The sequence below is a fragment of the Mesorhizobium sp. M0854 genome, assembly GCF_040319815.1.
GTDB lineage: Bacteria > Pseudomonadota > Alphaproteobacteria > Rhizobiales > Rhizobiaceae > Mesorhizobium.
The window spans coordinates 13,257-28,770 of the sequence record NZ_JAMYOL010000034.1; the positions used below are offsets into that span (position 1 = coordinate 13,257).

Below are 15,514 nucleotides of genomic sequence, written 5' to 3' on the forward strand. Positions count from 1 at the left end.
AGCCACGCCGGCGGCCTGCCCGAGAGGCGACCCCTGCCACCCCCCGGACGCGGCCGGGATGCGCTGTCAGGCCGCGATAGGCGCGGCCACAACCGATGGAGACACGCCATGACCTACGAGCTTCCTTTCGACGAGGCCTATGAGCCCTACCACGCCTCCTCGCCGACCGATCGTGTCATCCTCGAACTGCAGATGTACGGTCATCGCCCGCATCAGGACGAACCCGATCCTCGGCCACTTCCCGACGACGAGGTGATCCGGGCTGGCCTCGCCGGGATCGTCGAGAGCTTCGCCGGCATGCTCGGCGATACCAGGCTCGAACCCGATCTTGACGACCTGCTCTGGTCCTTCGCAAACGTCTTCCACCGCGCAGCCGAGCGCGTCGCCCGCAACCTCGACCGCAATGAGGAGGCGCAGCGTTCGAGCCAGCAGGAGCAGGACGGCTCGGAGGTGAAGTCCGTCGAGCTGGAGCGGCTGACTGCGGAAGGCATCACCTATATCGAGCGCCGCAACGTGCTCGAAATCATGCGCGATGAGGCTGCCGACCTCTACGAGGCACAAACCGGATCGGCATGGCGGCCGCGCACTGGCTCCAAGGTCTCCCACCAGGCGATGACCGCTTCGGTGATCGACAGCCGCGACTTTCTCGCCGCCCGCCGCCACGCCGAAACCGAGGTGCTCGTTCCTGCCGGCACCAAGATTGCCTTCGCCGGTGGTCTCGACTGCAACGATCACGACCGGATCTGGAACGCGCTCGACAAGGCCCGCGAGAAGCATCCCGACATGGTCCTGCTCCACGGCGGCAGCCCGCGTGGCGCCGAACGCATCGCCGCCTGCTGGGCCGAGAACCGCAAGGTCACCCAGATCGCCTTCAAGCCGGACTGGACCCGACACGCCAAGGCGGCTCCGTTCCGCCGCAACGATCAGCTTCTCTCGGTGGTGCCCTACGGCCTGATCGTCTTTCCCGGTTCCGGCATCACCGAGAACCTGGCCGACAAGGCGCGTCGGCTCGGCATCCCCGTGTGGCGGTTCGCGGAGGACGGCGCGTGAGCGCCGTTTTCTTGCAAATCAAGAAAATCCAGATAATATGGAGATCGATAAGGAGTCCAGCCATGCGCCAGTTCACGACGGGGGATCTCAACAAGCAGGTTGGCGACGTCACCGACGTTGCCAGCCGCGAACCCGTTATTCTTACCAAGCACCGCAAACCCCGGTTCGTGTTGATGAGTTACGAGCACTACGAACGGATGCGCATCGGCGGCGATCCCCGCCGCGCATACCATGTCTCCGAGATGCCGGAGGAACAGACGGAACTCTTCGTCGCCGAGATCGACCGACTGGCGCGCGGGGAAGGATACGATGAGCGGTAGATTTCTGCCTGGTCAGGTGATCTCCTACCCGTATCTCTGGGCATGGCAACACGAGCGCGGCGAAACGGAAGGCCGCAAGAGCCGGCCGACCTGCGTGGTCATTGCTGTCCGCGGCGCAAGAGACGGCCTGACCCATCTCGCGCTCCTGGCGATAACCACCCAGCCACCGCCCGCAGACCGGGTCGGTTTGGAAGTCTCCGCTATCGAGTGCCGCCGCGCCGGTCTGAGCGATCTCAAGCGCTGCTGGATCGTGGTTGACGAATACAACTACGATATTGCCGAACGCTCCTGGTACATCGAATCCGACGGTAAACCCCTCGGTCGTTTCAGCAAGGCATTCATGATGAAGATCGCAGGCGCCTTTATCGAAGCGCGCAGCGAGGGCCGCCGCGTCAGCCGTCTGGATTGACGTTCTCTTTTCGCGGCAGGGAGCATACCTCGGATCGGATCAGTCCGCCGTTTCCGCATGCCTGTACGCCGGTCGCAGGAACAGGAATGGCTTCGTCACGCAAATCCGGTGTCATGCTGCATTGCACCGACGTATGTCCATTCCAGCACAGGTACGCACCATGGCCGCCGCCGCAAATAGGAAGATATCCGTCTCGATGCGGTTTCGCGACAATGATCTCACGATCATCGACCGCGGCGCGCAGCTGCTCGGCCTGTCGCGCACGGAGTTCATGCGGCGCGCAGCACTCCACGAGGCGCAGGCCGCCATCCTCAACGAAACCGTCATCCGCGTCTTCCCGGAAGCCTATGACGCCTTAGTGCAGGCGATCTCACCCCCCGCCGCTGCGTCCCCGCCGAAGGCGGCCGAGCGGTTGCGCCGGTCCTCGCCCTGGGACCGCTAGAGCGGCGGACTTTCATGTGAGTCCATACCCTGCGGCTGCGAAGTAATTTCTGCATTCTGTTGGAGAGAAGAGATTGCAGATATCGCCAATGGCCTGCCACAGGGCGTCGATGGTTCTGATGGCCTTTGCGCGCAGGTGCGCCTTGAGCTTGGCGAATGCCATTTCGATGGGATTGAGATCTGGGCTGTAGGGCGGCAGGAAGAGCAGCCATGCGCCTCTGGCCCGGATCGCTGCCTCGGCGGCCGGGCTCTTGTGGGCAGCGAGATTGTCGAGGATGACGACATCGCCCTTTGCCAGCGTCGGAGCGAGCTGCGTTTCGACATAGGTTTCGAAGATGCGCCGGTTCATCGGCGTGTCGATAACAAAAGGGGCCGTGAGCCCATGACAGCGCAACCCGGCGATGAAGGTCTGCGTCTTCCAATGCCCGAACGGTGCCTTTGAGCGCAGCCGTTGGCCCTTTAGGCAGCGGCCGCGCAGAGGTGTCATCTTCGTAGTGGTTCCGGTTTCGTCGATGAACACCAGCCGATGTGGCTCAAGCCGCATCCGCGGCTGGCGCCTGGTCTGCCACTCCTGCCGCGCCTTGCTGACGTCGGGACGATCTTGCTCGCTGGCCAGCAGCGTTTTTTTTGAAGCGATAGCCATTCCTGATGAGCCAGCGCGAGATCGAGGCAGGAGCGACCTGGACGTCTGTAGCAGCGGCCAGCTCGGCGGCAAGCTCCGGCATGGTGATGTCATCCTTCTCGGCCACACGGCCAAGCAGGAACGCACGATGCGGGTCGAGCTTGGAATGGCGGCGGCCACCGCTGGCCTTGGGCGCCAGGCTCTCGGTCTTTCGATAGTTCCTCATCAGGATCACGACAAACGAAACCGACACCCCAAAATGTGCCGCCGCCGCACGCCGCGAGTGGCCAGCCTCGACAAACCGCACAACACGTTCACGCAAATCGAGCGAATAGGGCTTGGGCATGGCAAATCACCTCCTACAGGAAGTGAATCATGAACCACGCCTCACTGGAATCCCTCGCGATTCAAACTGAACGTCCGACGCTCTAGGTGGCGCTTTCAGGCATCGAACTCCTCAACGACGCGCACCGCCTCGGCAGCTTCGATTGCAGCAAAGCCGCGCTCGACGCCTGGCTGGCCGGCTTCGCCCGAACGAACCAGGCCCGCGGGTTTACCCGCGTCCAGATCGTTCACGACCAGGACGCAGTCGTCGGCTATTACGGCCTCGCGCCAGGCGTGATCCAGCCAAACAGCGCACCGCGCGCCATCCGCACCGGCCGGCGGCCGCCGCAGGGATTCATTCCCGCGCGACAATCAGTCATCGATCGCCCGCACCACCACCGCGCGGCCCACCACGATGTCGGCGCCGGCGACGCAGCGATGCAGCGCGTCCTTGACCGGGCCGCTGCCGACGCCTTGCCCGGCATCGCGGTGGTCGAGGGCGAGTTGTCCGATCAACAGGGTCGGATCGTGCCGGAGGCGTTACGCGCGTGGAGCTAGTGGCTTTTGTCGGCCAGCCAGAAGCTCACTCCTGGATCGAGCGCATGAGCACCAGCGGCAGGGTCCGGGCGCGCCGGCCTACGGCCGGCCGGGCTCTAGTCGCGGCGCCTCGCCGCTCCCCGGGCCGGCTTTCGCCGTCTCGGCCTTCGGGTGACGATCCCTCTCGCAGGGGCGAGCAGGGCTATCGCATATGAGTGATGGCATTGATGAGATAGTCGTCGTTCCAGGCGCATTTCTTGATGCGATGGCTGATGGGAACTTTGGCAGCATCGGCGGCCTGAAGGATGTTTCTGGCGAGGCGATTGAGAAGGGCCGTGTTGGCGGGGGCATTGTCCTTGCGGGCACGGCTGAGATCCTCATCGAGATGGACATCGAGCATCCAATGCAGGCCGTTCTCGATCTGCCAATGAGCTCTAGTGAGGTCGAGCGCCCGCTGCGGCGACATGAGCGTGGAGGCCATGAACAGGCGCATCAACGGCTTGGCCTGATCGCGTCGGCTGGTGATGCGGATGAAGGCCAGGTGGCCGGGCATCAGCGGCTCGGCCGCCGCCACGATCTCGGCCTGCCGCCACTCGTTGCGGCCGTGGCTGGTCTCGGTCCGCTCGGCAATGGAAGGGGTGGCGTCGGCCAGTTGCAGGTTGGCACGGCGCAGCCAATGACGACGGTTGCCCTTCAGTGCAAGCAGGTAATCGCCACCTCTTTGGGTAATGGCCGCAGCCATGCGGGTGTGGCAGTGGAGCGCGTCGGCGGTGACCAATCTGCCCGTAAGATCAATGAGTTCGACGACTTTGAGCGCGGCCTCGACTTCGTTCTCACCATCGCTCGGCGAGACTGCCGCCAGGCACAGCCGGGTCTCGGCGGCGAAGGCCGACACCGTCAACGGCGGACTGGCTGCCAAGCCCTTCTCGTAGGCTCGCCGCAAAGCCTTGCCGTCAAGCGACACCACCTCGGGCGTCTCTCGGCTGGCTCGGGCGAAAGCTGCGGCAAAGGCAGCAAAGGCGCGACCAAAGGCCTCCGGGTCGAGCAGACGCAGCAGCCGCGAGAAGGTGTCGTGGCTGGGAGCTGCGTCATAGTCGATCAGCCGCGACAGCGCCTGCTTGCGCTCCTGCGCGAACAGGGCAAATTCCGTCGCATTGCTGGCGCCGCACAGGCTTGCTGCGATCATCATCACGATCAGGTCGCCAAGCCGGTGCGTGGCGTTGGGCGCGCGTGGATCAGGCACCGCGCCAAAGTAGCTCTCAAGGCAGGAAATGGCAGTCGCTCCTTCGCTCAACGGCCTCTCCAAAGAATCCTTTCTCAGCCTAAACTCAACCCCAAAATCGCCATATGCGATTCCCCTGCAGGGGCGAGGGAGAGGGCGGCCGGCGCGGGGCGGGGGGCGCTAGAGAGAAGGGAAAGTCACGATGTCGATGATATTCATAGGTGGATCACGCGAGATATTCGAGCTGCCGGAACCTGCCATCGCTCGCATCGGCGCGATCGTCGCTGCAGAGCACGGCGTGCTGATTGGCGACGCGCCCGGAGCCGATGCCGAGGCGCAGGGCCTGCTCGCTGGCTACGGGTACGAACATGTCGGGGTCTTCCATGCGGGCAAGGAACCCCGCAACAATCTGGGCGACTGGGCTGCCTACCATGTTCCTGCTCCTGAGGGCGCCGAAGGATACTGGGTCCACGCCGCCAAGGACCGGGAGATGGCGCGGCGCGCCGACTTTGGCATGATGGTCTGGGACGGCGCATCACCCGGTACGGCCGTCAACGTATTTCGGCTCGCCATCGCGAACAAGCCGTGCGTCATTTACGATTTGGCCAGGGGCAGCATGGCGACGACGTACAATGTGGAAGACTGGTGCGCCATGCTGCGCCATGTCGATCCGGACATTCGCCGCCAGGCCGAAGCCCGCATGACGCCGGACGAGCGTCTGGCGTTGCCAGGATGATGTACGGGCGGTTTCCCCGACAGCCCGGTGGGTCCGATCTCCGATATGCTTGATCCGGCTCCGCGCCCCAACTCCACTTGTATGAACGGCCGGGGCCAACCCTACTTCGAATCCGGCCCACGCGCAGAGCCGCGGGGCATTGTGCAGCATGATCATCTTGACCCGTCTCGCATCTGAAGCGGGTACAAGCGTGCCGAACATCCTGGCTTGCTTGGTCATCCAACCTGGCTGCGAGGCATCGCCACCGTGGGGCGTGAAGTTCGCTGCCAGTCGGCTCCGATCTCGAAACCGCTGTGCCGCCATGCCAAACGCGCAAGGCGGTTCACGCGCCATGCTGCTGTTCGACGTGTTAGCGATGCCGACGACATGACCCGAGGGACTGCAGCCTGTTCGTGCGATCCGGCAGCGTTGCGTCGGCCAAGCGATGGCGGCCTGAGTTCTTTTCCATCTGCCGCATCCGGGGCCATTCCCGTTTCATGTCGCCTTTGTAGACGACCGCCTGCTTTGTGCGGTCAACCCCCGTTGGGGGTACACTCGGCGAATATTCAGGAAAATTCGATTTCTGTTTTGTCTGCGGACAGGCGAAGGGCCTGCCCGCTATTTTTCGGCAAATAGAATTTTCCAGAATTTTCGCCGAGATGACCGCAGCAGGACGGCCCTCTCCTTTGGCGCCATCGGGAATGGTCCCGATGCAACCGAAGGAGAACTACCATGGCCACCACGATCGCAAACCTCACCACCAAGGCCGACGGCTCGATGGAAGGCGTCTTCGCTACGCTCCGGGTCAATGCCCCGATCACCCTGATCCCGAACACCAACAAGTCGCGCGAGGACGCGCCCGACTACCGGATCGTCAACAAGCGCACGGGCTTCGAGATCGGAGCCGGCTGGCACCGCACCTCCCAGCGTTCGGGCGAGGAATACCTCTCGGTCAAGCTGGAAGCCCCTGAGATCGGCGTCATCTTCGGCAACCTCGCACCCGCCCCGGGCGGCGAGGAGAACAAGAAGGTCATCCTCTGGAACAACCCCCAGTGAGGCATCGGTGGCCGGCCCCGCAAGGGGCCGGCTCCCCACCGGCAAAAGGAGGTTGCAATGAGCCGCTACACTATCACTGTCACTGGCACCGTCACCGGAAAGGGCCACTCCGATCCAGACGCTGTCATCGGCTACGACCCACCGCTTCGGACCTACTTCCTGCAAGCGTTCCCGCACCAGGAACCGACGAGCCCCGTCTTTGGCTTGGCACCCGCGATCGCGCGTTCGAAGCGCTTGACGATCTTCGCCATGCAGCCATCTCACACGGCTACGACTTCATGCCGTTGTCGCCCAAACTGGCGGCAAAGCTGGTCGGCGACAAAGCGGCAGCCAGTGCGCTTCCGGACCGGGACGACTTCCTTGGTCAACTGCTGAAACACCTCAACCAATCCAAGTAGGCAAACATCTCAGGGCCCGCGACGAAGTATCGTCGCGGGCCCTTTTTTTCGCACATAGCAAGAGCCACGAACATCACCTGTCGCAACAGGCGATAGCGGCTCCATACCGTCGGTCATTCCTTCGGCAGTTTGTGCTTATGAATGCGGATATAATCCTGCACAGCCTTTCGCAGCAGTTCGGTCATGCTGTGGCCGTTGCTGATCGCCAGCAGCTTGAAATGGCGCTGCTCCGCAGCCGTCAGGTAATACCCGCAGCGGATCATCTCCTCGTCGCGAATCTTCTTGCCGGCTATCGGATCCTTTTTCTGACCCTGCCGCAGCAGCTTGCGAAAGTCAGGGCTTGCACCCGATGCCGGCTCGGGCGTCTGCGACATCGCCGATCCGACATTCGGCTCCAGCTTCTGCGCCTCGATCTTCGGCGATGAAATGAACATGCTCGGCAGTGCCGGCGGCTGCGTGGAAATCGCCTTCATCATGCGGGCTTTCTTGTCGTGACCGGGTTTCGGTGCGGTTTCTTCACTCATGCCGCGTTCCTTGTGGCTTCGATGAAGGTTTGCAGAAGGTCGTCGAAGACCCCTTCGCTCTCGGCAATCGCCTTCGCATCAGGCACCCCATGGCTGTAAAGGGTCTGCCCGGTCTGAAGATCGCGGTAGGCAACACGATTGTGCAGGACGTGTTCTGCAATCGGCGTGCCGTTGGCCTGGATGATGGCGCGCAGTTCGGTCAGGGCTCGCGCCCTGCCATCGATGATGGTCTGCTTGGTCAGCACGAATATCGCAGGCAGCGGTCTACCCCGGCTCTCGACCGCCAGCGGGATGTAGTGGTCAGTGATCTGGATGGCGGCGGTCACATCGTCGAGGGCAAAATAGACCGGCACGACAACAATGTCGGCGGCGTAGAGCCCGGCCATGAGGTTGTCATTTGTGGTGCCTTCCGTATCGATCAATACGACGGAGCGCTCACCGTTGTGAATGGCTGCGGCGTCAAGGACTTCCTGCGGGGTCATCGCGCTCACCAGTTGCAGCCTGTCAGGACGATTGCCAGCCTCACCCAGCATCTGGAACCAGCGGTTCATGTTCTGCCGCCGGTCGCCGTCGACAAGAGTGACCGAATAGCCCCGATGCAGCGCGACGGATGCGAGGGCGCGCAGCATCGTCGATTTGCCAGTGCCGCCCTTGGGGATCGCAGCGGAGATGATCATGGCGGCCTCCTTCCGGCGTGGGCTCCCTGTGTCCATGTTAACAAGGACATAAGTCATCATGGACACAGGGAACGATATCACGGTCAAAACATGGTGACATAGTCAACGGGGAAGACTGGTTTGGCAACCCAGGCGCGCACCGATAAGGGCTCGTTCAGGGTGCAGTCACCAACGCGGCGGTTGCCATCTTCATGCGAGGAATGATCTGCCGGGCTGACCGGAGTGCAGACCGCCCTGATGTTTCCATGTTAACATGGAAACAAGTCTTCAACGCCACATCACAACAAATCACGATGGAGACATTGCGACGCTTGAGTCGGGCTGTGCCGTCGACAACTGCGCTGGTGAGAAAACACGCCCTCAATCATTTCTGCTTCTTGCTGGCAGGATAGCCTATTTTGTGATACACACAAAATAGGCGGCGCAGCCCTGGCGGGCCTTAGCGCCCGCAACGGGCTTGAGAGATGGATGCAGACGCCCAGAAAGCCGCGGTGAAGAGTGCGTCACGACGCTATGGCGAGGTGACGCACATCCGGTTTTCGGCTGACGAGCTGGCCAGCCTCAAAGCCATTGCGGAGCGGGACGGCGTGACCGTCAGCGAAGTCGTGCGGCGTCTTGTGCGGGCAGAGGCCGGGCATCTGCCTATCGCGTCAGAGGCGTTGCGGCCGGCGATCGTGGAGATGACTGATCAGCTGCGGCGCGTCGGCGTCAATTTCAATCAAGCCGTGCGTGCCATGAACGACGGCCGCATTCCTTCTGACGAGAATCTTGAGCAGGCGCTGATCGCCGTGGGAGACCTGGTGCGGCATTTTCGCGAGGAACTGAAGGCGATGACTGGCGGGTCACGCAAGGCGAGGGAGGCCAGGCCATGAGCGGTCGTCTTGCTGGCTACGCCGAAATCGAACGCTATCTGCGGGGCGAGTCGGGAGCGAAGCGCGAGGACCTGGACAACGACGAGTCTCTGACGAGCGCCCGACGCGAGGCCGGTGAATTCCAGGCGATGAACAGTCATGAGCGGGCCGGCGGCGGCGGACGCCTCGGGCAAGGACAAGCAGGCTCGATGGGAGGTGGCGGCAGGAACGCCCCTCGTTCGTCGCCGGGAGGGACAGGAGTGGCGGGGAGCTCCATGTCGAGCAGGGCACCGAAGTCCACTGCTGCTGCGAGTTTGCCCAGGGCCGCTAGCGCCCCGATCATGGTCTATGGCGCCACGCTCGCCGGTTTCCGGCCGGAAGAGGAGGAGGAAGACTGGAAGCGGCGCGGCGGCGGCGGCCGTGGTACCGATCGCGCGAGCGCTACAGGACGAGCGGCGCGGGCGGGCTATCGGGCGCGCGCCGTGGCGGCACGGGCAGCCTATGCGGCGGGTGCGCAGCCTGCCGTGTTTAAGGTCATGCCCAATCCTCCGTCGACCAAGGAAGCCGCCGCCCGGCTGCTCAATTACATCGGTAAGCGCGACGACGAAAAAGGCGAGAAACACGACATCGAGATTTTCGACGAGGATGGGCAGGTGCTTGCGACAGGTGCCGCACGAAAGGCGTTCCTGGAGACGTTTTGCGAAACGTTCGAACCGCCCTTGGAAAATACCAATTTTATCGAAGCTCGTTTCGACCTCGCCGGCGAGGTCAGCGATGCCGCCTTGAGCGAGGCGTTGAACAAGGCCTTCGGTGCAAAACCGTTCCTCTATGCGCAGGATGGACAGACGGTGCAGGTATACGCGCACACCGATGAGCGGGCCGGACCGCTCGCCAAGGTGCTGGCCGGCGGTCGGGAAAATTCGCGCAGCAAGGCGCTCGACAAGATCGAGGCGCGCTTGTCCGAAGCAATGGGCGCGGCGGGGCTGGTAGCCAAGGCAGAGGTAACGGCGGCCGTGAGCCGTGAACCTAAAGCGAAATATTTCCTGCAGAAGTTCATCCGCACCAACAGCCACGTCCGCCACGCAAATGGCGAGCCCGTGCCTGGGGTGAAGAGTTCCACCAAGGCTGCGGCTGCGGTGTACGAACAATGGCGCCCGCAGTTTTCGGGGCGTGAACGCCGCAATGCCTATCACCTGCTTTTCTCGGCAAGAGCCGGCACCGATGCCAACGCCGTCATGGCCGCGGCGCGCGGCGTGCTCGAGGAGCGAGCGCCAGGATACAAGTTCGTCCTGGCGCATCACAACGACACCAAGCACGTCCATATCCATGCAATGGTGCAGGCACGGTCAGCCGACGGCGAGCGCCTGAAATTCTACAAGCCGGATCTCGCAGCCTGGCGCGAGACCTTTGCGGAAAAAGCACGCGAGAACGGCATTGCGATGGTGGCGACGCGGCGCATGGACCATGCGATGACGCGTCCGTTCACGAAGGAGCATGCCGGGGCTTATAGCCGCGCCCAGAGCGATCCGCGCTATCAGGTCAGCGCCAGGACGATCGAGCGAGTGGAGGCCAAGCGGCAACGCCGTTTGGATGGACAATCCCTAGTCGTGAACGGCGATGCAATCGCTGCCGCATGGCAAAAGACTGTGACGACGATGCGGACCGCGGGCATAGTCGGTCAGGCTCTCACGGCAGCGGAGTCGATCGGCAACAATTTTCTGCGGTTCCGTCGCGATCGGACAGGGGAGGGACAGCAGCCAGGTCCTGCCGCGGGTCGCGGAGCTGATCAATCGGGGCAAAAGTCTTTCCTGTCCCATCCCGGTATGAGAGAATTGAATGCACTGATAGGAGATTTGGACATGGCGCAGACCCCCTTGGAAATGCGGCGTCAGATGGCCCGCGTCAATCAGGCTCTGGACAACATGCGCGAGACGCTGCCGCCGGCGCATCAAGGACAGTTCGAACAGTATCGTGAAGAGGTGAACGACAAGATGCACGACCGTCTCGCGCGGCTGCAATTCGAGCGGCAGCAGCGTCGTGGTGGTGGCGGTGGCGAGCCGATCCCCGAGCGCGAGCCGCGAGGGCGAGACCTTCCAACTCGGGACGATCCCCGCGAGCCGGAGCAGCCGCGCACCGGCACCGAGCAGGAGAAGGTGGCAGCCAAGCAGAAGGACGCCAACAAACAGAAGGCACGGCAGTCGGAAGAGCAGGACCGCAAGACCCAGCGCTCAAATGATAACGATTACGAGCGCTGAGCCGAGCTCACTGCCGCCTGCGGCTAAAGAGACCGAGAGTGTTAGTGACCTCATGTGCCGAGGCCCATTTGGCGCCTACGAGGTTCAGGATGATGGCCACGCAGATCTCACGCCGCGCATGATCTTGAAATCTGCTTCGTGCCGCATTGCTGGATGGACTGAAGCTAAGGCTGGGACAGGCTGGTTTCAGGTCGGTCCAGGTAACCGCAGCGCCATTGGATCGATCGGTGACGGGCTCAAAGCCCGGTCGTAAGTTTGCTGATGGGTTAGGGTCCGGACTCATAACCGTCGGTCGACTGCGCTGGCGGCTCTGGTTGCCGTTAGTCGCGGGCGCTGAGCGGGGCTCGATAGGATCAACCGAACCTGCGATACTCAAGGCAATCTATTGGAGTGATGATGCGCATCGTAACCCGTCTCACTGATCGGCTTAAACTGCAGCATCCGATCATCAGCGCGCCGATGGCATTCGCATCGGGCGGGGAACTCGCAGGTGCGGTCAGTTCAGCCGGAGGGCTTGGGCTTATCGGCGGCGGCTATGGCGACGCTGATTGGCTGACGCGAGAGTTCGAGCGATCTGGCAACCGACCTGTCGGCTGCGGCTTCATAACTTGGTCACTCGCCAGGAACCCGCGCCTACTCGATAAGGCCCTGGAGCGGCGACCAAGTGCGATTTTCCTATCCTTTGGCGACCCGGCGCCTTTTTCGCCGGCAATACGGGCCGCCGGGGTCCCCTTGATCTGCCAGGTCCAGAGCCTCGACGACGCGCGCCGCGCTCTTGATGCCGGAGCCGACATTGTCGTCGCCCAAGGCGCGGAAGCCGGCGGTCACGGTGAGAAGCGAGCGACATTCACATTTGTTCCGGAGGTCGCGAACTTGGTACGGCGACGGGCGCCGGACACGCTCATCTGCGCGGCCGGCGGCATCGCCGATGGTCGTGGGCTTGCAGCGGCGCTGATGCTTGGCGCTGATGGCGTCGTGATGGGATCACGTTTCTGGGCCTCGTTGGAGGCTCTCGTTCATCCAAATCTGCACCAGGCTGCCCTTGCCGCGACCGGAGACGACACGGTTCGAACCTCGGTGATGGACCTAGCGCGCCGCCTGGATTGGCCATCGCGGTTTTCACTGCGCGTTCGGAAGAATGCTTTTACGGAAGCCTGGCACGGCAATGAGGTCCATCTGCTTGCCGACATTGACGCGCAGTCCGCTGCCTACCGGGAAGCGTGGGCAAGCGGCGATCCCACAATAGCCGCGATCATGATTGGTGAGGCCGCCGGCCTCATCCACGACATCGAGCCGGCGAGTGACATACTCCTTCGCACCGTTTCTGAAGCGATCACCCTGCTTCAGGGCGCAAGTTCGCTTCTGTTTGTCGAGGACAACTGTCACAGCCAGTAACTGACCGTAGCGGCTAGGCAGACGGCAGCGAGGAAGTTCGTGGCCGATCGATCGTATCTGGTGGCGATGCGGCGGAAATCCTTGAGCCGTCCGAACATGCGCTCGATGGCGTTGCGATCACGGTAGAGGAACGGGGAGAAGCAGTTCTTCCAGCGCCGGTTGGCTTCGGCGGAATGTTCGGCATCGCCCCTTTAGCCTAGACCTGTGGCGAATGGCATTGGTATCATAGTCCTTGTCGGCGTGCAGGATCGGGCTCTCGGGCATCTGCTCCAGAAGCAAATCTCCGGCGCTGCAATCGGCGACCTGGCCACCGGTCAAGAGGAAAGCGATCGGGCGGCACAGGCCATCGGTCAGGGCGTGGATCTTCGTGGTTCGCCCACCGCGCGACCGGCCGATCGCCTGATTTTGCTCCCCCCTTTGCCGCCAGAAGCGCAGCGATGCGCCTTCACGGCCGAAGAGTCGATCAGGACCTCAGCCGGAGGACCGCCAGCCGAGGCCAGGGCGTGGAAGATGTCGACCCAAACGCCTTTGGCAGCCCATCGGACAAAGCGATTGTAGAGCGTCTTTCTCGGCCCGTAGACTTGCGGGGCATCGACCCAGCGGCCGCCGGACTTGAGGACATGGACGATGCCGCCAATCGCTCGGCGGTCATCGATTCTTGGCTTGCCGCGCGTGTCGGTTGGCAGCAGCGCCTGCGGCCGCGAAACCTGCTCCCTCCGTCAGCCAGAAATAATCGCCATTCATCTGTGGCCTCCCTTTGGAGACCGTGACTCATAAAATCACCGTCAGTGGATCCCTTGATGGGTCCCGATCCTAGCCTGAAAAATTCATGGGGGTTGGTGGATGTGGCGCAAGCCGTTGAAATGACGTAGGATTTGGTTGCTTAAGCCGATCCGAACCATTTCCCGGAGACCACACCCACCATGAACGATCTTGCGCTGCCGCTGAGCGGTTTGTCATCAGTCGGCGGCAAGTCCGTCGTCGCCCGTTTCGACGGCGGCATGCTGTCGTCCAACAGCGGCGTTCTGGCCTTGGCCGAGGTGGAAAAGCGGTTGCGGGTGGCCGAGCGTCTGGCGCGTTGCATCGACGATCCGCGCTGCCCGGACCAGGTCGTCCACAGCCTGGCGGACATGATCGGCTTTCGCATGAAGATGATCGCCGCCGGCTACGAGGACGGCAACGACGCCAACCGGCTGCGCTGCGATCCGGTCTTCAAGATGGCCCAGGATGCGCTGCCGTCGGGTCGGGATCTGGCGTCGCAATCGACGCTGTGCCGGCTGGAGAACCTACCCGGCGTGCGGGAGCTGGTCGCGATGGGACGGGCGATGGTCGATCTCTATTGCGCCTCGTTCCGGCAGGTGCCGAAGCGGATCGTACTCGACATTGACGACACCTTCGACGCTGTGCACGGAGGCCAACAGCTTCGCCTGTTCAATGCCCACCATGCGAGTACGGCTTCCAGCCGATCGTCGTGTTCGATGGTGCGGGACGGTTCGTCAGCGCGATCCTGCGACCGGCCAAGCGGCCGAGTGGGGCTGAGATCCGCCCCCACCTGCGCCGTCTGGTGCGGGCGATCCGGATCAACTGGCCGAACATTCGAATCCTGCTCCGCGGCGATAGCCATTATTGCAACCCGCAGGTCATCGACTGGTGCCGCGCCAACGACGTCGACTTCATCTTTGGCCTCGCGCCCACCACGACCCTGCGCAAGCATGTCGCGGATCTGGAGGCCAGCACGACGGCGCGCTTCGAAGCGTCGGCCAAGACAGGCAAGGTCCGCAGGTTCAAGGAGTTCGTTGACGGCGCCGCTAGTTGGAGCCGCGTCGAGCGCATCATCGCGCGGGTCGAGGTCGGCGCCCAAGGTGGCGATATCGCTTCGTCGTCACCAACCTTGCCGGTGGGAAGGCCAAGGCGCTCTACGAGGATGTCTACTGCCGGCGCGGCGCGGCCGAGAACCACATCAAGTCGTGGAAGACGCATCTTGCCGCCGACCGCACATCCTGCACCAGAGCGACGGCCAACCAGTTCCGGCTATTCCTGCATGCCGGTGCTTACTGGTTGATGTGGGGCTTGCGGGCCGCGATGCCTAGGCGCTCGAGCTTTGCCGTCGCCCAATTCGACACGCTGCGATTGCGCCTCATCAAAATCGCTGCGCGGGTGGTCGAGATGAAATCGCAAATCCGCCTGCACCTGCCGACATCGTGCCCCGACCAGCGCATCCTGCGCATCGTCCTCGATCGCATCCCCCAACTCGCGACATACGATGGGGGCAGACGCCCCGAAACGAACCCGTCGACCGCAACCTGCAAACCCCCGCCTGCCATCACGACGGAGCAATCCCGGCGCCTGACGAGGCGCGTGGAAAAGCACCGCAACGGCGACCACAACGTCGCTTCAGGCGTCAAAAGCTTATCGCTGTGCATCAAGGCGGCTAGGTAGGTGTGGCCCGGCTTCGTTGAATCCGCTGCGGGCCAGCTCTCTGATAGAAATCGGCGCCGTCGTCCCAGGCTTTCCATGGGCATCGTTTCCCGCGCGGAATGAAGGTCTCCTTCCCGAAGGCGGCAATTCCTAACTCGGTGCGATGCCCGATTTGCGGTCAGGCTGCATCCGCCTTTTCTTCCAGACCAAGTAATCGCTTCGGCCAGAGCGCCGGCGGTGTAGAATTGTCTTGCGCTATCCCTAGCAAATGCGCTCATGCTGCTATTCCTCCACGGGCAC

14 protein-coding genes and 2 pseudogenes are annotated in these 15,514 nt (G+C 62.9%); 11 read left to right on the forward strand and 5 right to left on the reverse strand.

The genetic code is table 11. The features are described from left to right. The first annotated feature begins 108 nt into the window (after nt 1–108). The 4 genes from NKH99_RS28705 (at nt 109) to NKH99_RS28720 (ending at nt 2,221) form a co-directional block, all read left to right on the forward strand. Entirely contained in the window at nt 109–1,050 is a 942-nt protein-coding gene (locus tag NKH99_RS28705) for a DUF2493 domain-containing protein (protein WP_352453906.1), read from the forward strand. Between the two features lie 62 nt (nt 1,051–1,112). After that, nucleotides 1,113–1,370: a type II toxin-antitoxin system prevent-host-death family antitoxin gene (locus tag NKH99_RS28710; protein ID WP_352818921.1), complete on the forward strand. Its 258-nt coding sequence runs from the start codon at nt 1,113–1,115 to the stop codon at nt 1,368–1,370. Next, complete coding sequence (locus NKH99_RS28715) at nt 1,360–1,779, forward strand: hypothetical protein (protein ID WP_352818918.1); 420 nt, start codon at nt 1,360–1,362, stop codon at nt 1,777–1,779. Before NKH99_RS28710 ends, NKH99_RS28715 begins: the two co-directional genes overlap by 11 nt. Before the next feature lie 133 nt (nt 1,780–1,912). Next, nucleotides 1,913–2,221: a type II toxin-antitoxin system TacA family antitoxin gene (locus NKH99_RS28720; protein ID WP_352453933.1), complete on the forward strand. Its 309-nt coding sequence runs from the start codon at nt 1,913–1,915 to the stop codon at nt 2,219–2,221. Nucleotides 2,222–2,233: 12 nt separating this feature from the next. Here NKH99_RS28720 and NKH99_RS28725 read toward each other — a convergent pair. Further along, nucleotides 2,234–3,188, reverse strand: a protein-coding gene (locus tag NKH99_RS28725) for an IS630 family transposase (RefSeq protein WP_353017101.1) whose coding sequence is annotated in 2 segments (ribosomal slippage) — nt 2,234–2,870 and nt 2,869–3,188 — 957 coding nt in all. Because the reading frame shifts where the segments join, the coding sequence is not laid out codon by codon here. Between the two features lie 86 nt (nt 3,189–3,274). Here NKH99_RS28725 and NKH99_RS28730 point away from each other — a divergent pair. Then, complete coding sequence (locus NKH99_RS28730; RefSeq protein WP_352453817.1) at nt 3,275–3,724, forward strand: N-acetyltransferase; 450 nt, start codon at nt 3,275–3,277, stop codon at nt 3,722–3,724. A gap of 181 nt (nt 3,725–3,905) precedes the next feature. Here the strand turns inward: NKH99_RS28730 and NKH99_RS28735 are convergent, their stop codons facing one another. After that, the gene (locus NKH99_RS28735; RefSeq protein WP_352458930.1) at nt 3,906–4,997 is read right to left on the reverse strand and encodes an ISAs1 family transposase; all 1,092 of its coding nucleotides are present in this window, start codon (nt 4,995–4,997) and stop codon (nt 3,906–3,908) included. Between the two features lie 130 nt (nt 4,998–5,127). Here NKH99_RS28735 and NKH99_RS28740 point away from each other — a divergent pair, with 130 nt between their 5' ends. After that, a complete protein-coding gene (locus NKH99_RS28740; RefSeq protein WP_353017103.1) occupies nt 5,128–5,661 on the forward strand; it encodes a hypothetical protein in 534 nt (177 codons plus the stop codon). A 711-nt stretch (nt 5,662–6,372) separates the two neighbouring features. Further along, the gene (locus NKH99_RS28745; RefSeq protein WP_023803002.1) at nt 6,373–6,696 is read left to right on the forward strand and encodes a DUF736 domain-containing protein; all 324 of its coding nucleotides are present in this window, start codon (nt 6,373–6,375) and stop codon (nt 6,694–6,696) included. Nucleotides 6,697–7,207: 511 nt separating this feature from the next. Here the strand turns inward: NKH99_RS28745 and NKH99_RS28750 are convergent. Together NKH99_RS28750 and NKH99_RS28755 are read right to left on the reverse strand one after the other, a co-directional pair. Beyond that, a complete protein-coding gene (locus tag NKH99_RS28750; protein WP_352453813.1) occupies nt 7,208–7,618 on the reverse strand; it encodes a hypothetical protein in 411 nt (136 codons plus the stop codon). Beyond that, on the reverse strand, nt 7,615–8,295 hold the full coding sequence (locus tag NKH99_RS28755; protein ID WP_352818909.1) for a nucleotide-binding protein: 681 nt from the start codon (nt 8,293–8,295) through the stop codon (nt 7,615–7,617). The genes NKH99_RS28750 and NKH99_RS28755 overlap by 4 nt, the downstream gene beginning before the upstream one ends. 464 nt (nt 8,296–8,759) lie before the next feature. On the opposite strand from NKH99_RS28755, the gene NKH99_RS28760 reads away from it, so the two are divergent. The 3 genes from NKH99_RS28760 to NKH99_RS28770 all read left to right on the forward strand — a co-directional run bounded on the left by NKH99_RS28760 (nt 8,760) and on the right by NKH99_RS28770 (nt 12,796). After that, on the forward strand, nt 8,760–9,167 hold the full coding sequence (locus NKH99_RS28760; protein ID WP_352708966.1) for a plasmid mobilization protein: 408 nt from the start codon (nt 8,760–8,762) through the stop codon (nt 9,165–9,167). Beyond that, nucleotides 9,164–11,401 (forward strand): relaxase/mobilization nuclease domain-containing protein, encoded by a 2,238-nt coding sequence (locus NKH99_RS28765; protein ID WP_353017105.1) that lies wholly within the window; start codon nt 9,164–9,166, stop codon nt 11,399–11,401. Before NKH99_RS28760 ends, NKH99_RS28765 begins: the two co-directional genes overlap by 4 nt. Nucleotides 11,402–11,797: 396 nt before the next feature. Then, entirely contained in the window at nt 11,798–12,796 is a 999-nt protein-coding gene (locus NKH99_RS28770) for an NAD(P)H-dependent flavin oxidoreductase (RefSeq protein WP_353017107.1), read from the forward strand. Here NKH99_RS28770 and NKH99_RS28775 read toward each other — a convergent pair. Beyond that, nucleotides 12,784–13,540: pseudogene (locus NKH99_RS28775) on the reverse strand (IS5 family transposase). The gene NKH99_RS28770 and the pseudogene NKH99_RS28775 sit on opposite strands and share 13 nt — an antisense overlap. Before the next feature lie 179 nt (nt 13,541–13,719). Here NKH99_RS28775 and NKH99_RS28780 point away from each other — a divergent pair. After that, nucleotides 13,720–15,049: pseudogene (locus tag NKH99_RS28780) on the forward strand (IS1380 family transposase); the annotation flags it as partial. Between the last annotated feature and the right edge of the window lie 465 nt (nt 15,050–15,514).